This is a genomic window from Polynucleobacter sp. AP-Nickl1-40-C4 (genome assembly GCF_035012665.1).
Classification (GTDB): Bacteria; Pseudomonadota; Gammaproteobacteria; order Burkholderiales; family Burkholderiaceae; genus Polynucleobacter.
Genome location: NZ_JAYGQR010000020.1, coordinates 1 through 2,523 on the forward strand (window position 1 = coordinate 1; position 2,523 = coordinate 2,523).

A 2,523-nucleotide genomic window follows, 5' to 3' on the forward strand; every position below is an offset into this window, starting at 1 on the left:
CTTAATTAAAAAGGGTGAAATTATCTACGTCCGCGACAAGGATAATCTCCCTGAGTATATGCAGGCTATTGAAGTGCCATCATCCGGCGCATTTAAATTCCCTGTTCCGGATCAAATTATTCAAGAGTTGATCAACCTCTCAGGTGAAAACATTAGCGTTGCTGGTGTACCTGCCAAGTTTGGCGGCTATAAGTTACTCATGTTGCCTAAGGGAAGCAGGTTGGTCGTAACGCTGCCAGACGATGCTCCCTTACCATCAGGCATCAGGTACGACGCGACGAGTAAAAACTTTACTGTGCCGAAGTTAGGTGAGGTTAAGTTGCCGTTATCAGTCAAAGTTACTCTGATGCGTGGCAATAAAGTCCTTAGTGAGAAGATCATGGTAGTTACGAAGTAACCACTGTAGTGCTTAGGCTATTAATACCTCAATGACGACTTTTGATTCTCTAAAAAATTTCAAAAACTTTGGAAAGGAGCTGCGGGAGGCGCGTGAGTCCCAGGGTCATAATCTGGCTATACTCGCTGCCCAATGTGATCTTTCGGTGGTGCTGCTAACAGCCATTGAAAAAGGGGACATCTCGCTATTTACTCGATCCCAATTAAACCTTCCTCAGGCAATCCGACTTTACGCTAAGGCATTGAATATTGACATCACCCACAACAAACAAATTGTCAGCCTCGTAGAGGATGATATTTATATACCGGAGTTCTTAAAAAAGAAGTAATGGGTTTTTGCTTAAAGCAGTTTTGCCTAGCATCCTCTCTATCCCTATTTAGTTGTGGTTTATTGGCTGCTGAAAGGCAGGCTATCGGCGACTGGCAATTGCAATCAACCTTAAACTCCATCGAGGCATCTACTAGTAATGGGGGAACTTCCTTTGGACTCTTTTGCCAAGCAGATCAATGCATGTTTTATTTGCACGATACCTTGATGTGTCAGCCCGGTGCACGCTCTCCAATTTTGATGAGTGGTGTCGGGAATGCAGCCTCCTTGAGCATTCAATGTACCCAGATTGGTGGAGTGCTGTTTCAGATACTGGAACCCTTTAATACTGTTTTCGATGAGCTCAAAAAGGGTGGGTTGGTGAGTTTTGCAGTGCCTTTACAAAACGGATCTTTTGGAGTGTCGCGCTTTAGTTTGAACGGCGCTACTGAAGCGGTTAGAAGGGCGCTACAAGAGGCTGGTAAAAGTAAGCAAACCCAACCGCCGGTATTGGTGGTACCGCCAGTTATTCGCATTGAGCCACCCAAATTGGGCATTCCGCCACCCACTCCACCAGTAGTGCCTGGCGCAAGACGCCTACAAGACATCATGATTTGATGCCTTGGCTGGCTTACTGCGTAATCTTAGCGCGAGGCCGCAGGTCTTTAACAGTCTCAACGAGGTATTGCTGCACATAGGCCTGGCGTAGCTGGGGTTTAGACTCTTCAAATCCTGGCAGCTTGTAGTTGCGCTTGTCATCTAACTTAATAATGGCCCAGCCACCTTGTACCTGGATGGGTGCGCCATAAGTTGCGCCCTTGTTTAACTTGGCAACAAGCGGCTGTAGTTCTGGATTAAGTTGCCCTGGATATAACCAACCCAGTTGACCGCCATTACCCTTAGCGCCCTCAGCGATAGAGTACTGCTGGGCTAATTTTCCAAACAGTTCACCCTTGTTGATGCGATTAATGAGGTCAATAGCATCGGATTCATTGTTGACAACGATTTCGCTGATACGGTACTGATAGCCTGAGGCAGCATCACCGGTAAGCTTGCGCTGGCGGTCGTACTCTTGGCGCAGCTGGGTATCGGTAATAGGGGATTGCTTAAAGTGATCTTCCACTAAAGCCTGAATTAAAAGCGTTTGGCGTAGCTGCGTGTATTGGTCATCTAAGTCAATCCCTTTTTCAAGGTCCATGCGCTCAGCCTGTTGGGCTAGTAGCTCACGATTAATGAGCTCATCTTTTAAGGCCTTTTGTAATTCAGGCGTATTTTTTTGACCTTGCGCTACAGCAGCTTTCACGTTCAGATCTAGCAAGCCCTTTGTCAGCATCGTGTTGTTCACGGTCGCAAAGAAGTTGATGTTTGAGGTGCTAGAGCTGCTAGATTCTGGGGCGGCAATGACGCTGTAGGAGTTGCTTAACAGGGTGGCGCAGACAAGACCAAAAAGATGTTTTTTCATGTGCCCATTATAGAGTTTGATATCAATCCGTTCTGCATTAGGGCGGCAATCTCAACCCCTGGCCAAGGCTTGTATCTCACAACAATTTGCCTGAAAAAATAACTCAACAAGACCGAACCATTAGGCCGTCTTTAAACTTCATGAATGAAAAAATTTTAAAAAAAATTGGCGGGCTTGAGATCTTGCAGGGACCACCGTGACTCCTAAGCAAATCTTAAAAAGGCGGGGTTGCATTCTAAGAAAGCACCCCCATATAGACTTTATGTAGTTTTATGTAGAATCGGCCAGTTTTCTTTATACTGACCATGTAATAACGGGCGTAGAGAGCCGTTAAACCTTGTTTGGTGCCCAGAAGAGG

4 protein-coding genes are annotated in these 2,523 nt (G+C 46.1%); 3 read left to right on the forward strand and 1 reads right to left on the reverse strand.

All coding sequences use genetic code 11. From position 1 onward, the window contains the following. The 3 genes from VC182_RS11430 to VC182_RS11440 all read left to right on the forward strand — a co-directional run. On the forward strand, positions 1–397 hold a 397-nt coding region (locus tag VC182_RS11430; protein ID WP_323485366.1), incomplete at its 5' end, for a hypothetical protein. 31 nt (positions 398–428) lie between these two features. Next, positions 429–725, forward strand: coding sequence for a helix-turn-helix domain-containing protein (locus tag VC182_RS11435; RefSeq protein ID WP_280742985.1), 297 nt, complete (start codon positions 429–431; stop codon positions 723–725). After that, complete coding sequence (locus VC182_RS11440; RefSeq protein ID WP_280742986.1) at positions 725–1,321, forward strand: hypothetical protein; 597 nt, start codon at positions 725–727, stop codon at positions 1,319–1,321. The genes VC182_RS11435 and VC182_RS11440 overlap by 1 nt, the downstream gene beginning before the upstream one ends. Before the next feature lie 13 nt (positions 1,322–1,334). Here the strand turns inward: VC182_RS11440 and VC182_RS11445 are convergent, their stop codons facing one another. Next, positions 1,335–2,165 (reverse strand): peptidylprolyl isomerase, encoded by an 831-nt coding sequence (locus tag VC182_RS11445; protein ID WP_323485367.1) that lies wholly within the window; start codon positions 2,163–2,165, stop codon positions 1,335–1,337. Positions 2,166–2,523 lie beyond the last annotated feature (358 nt).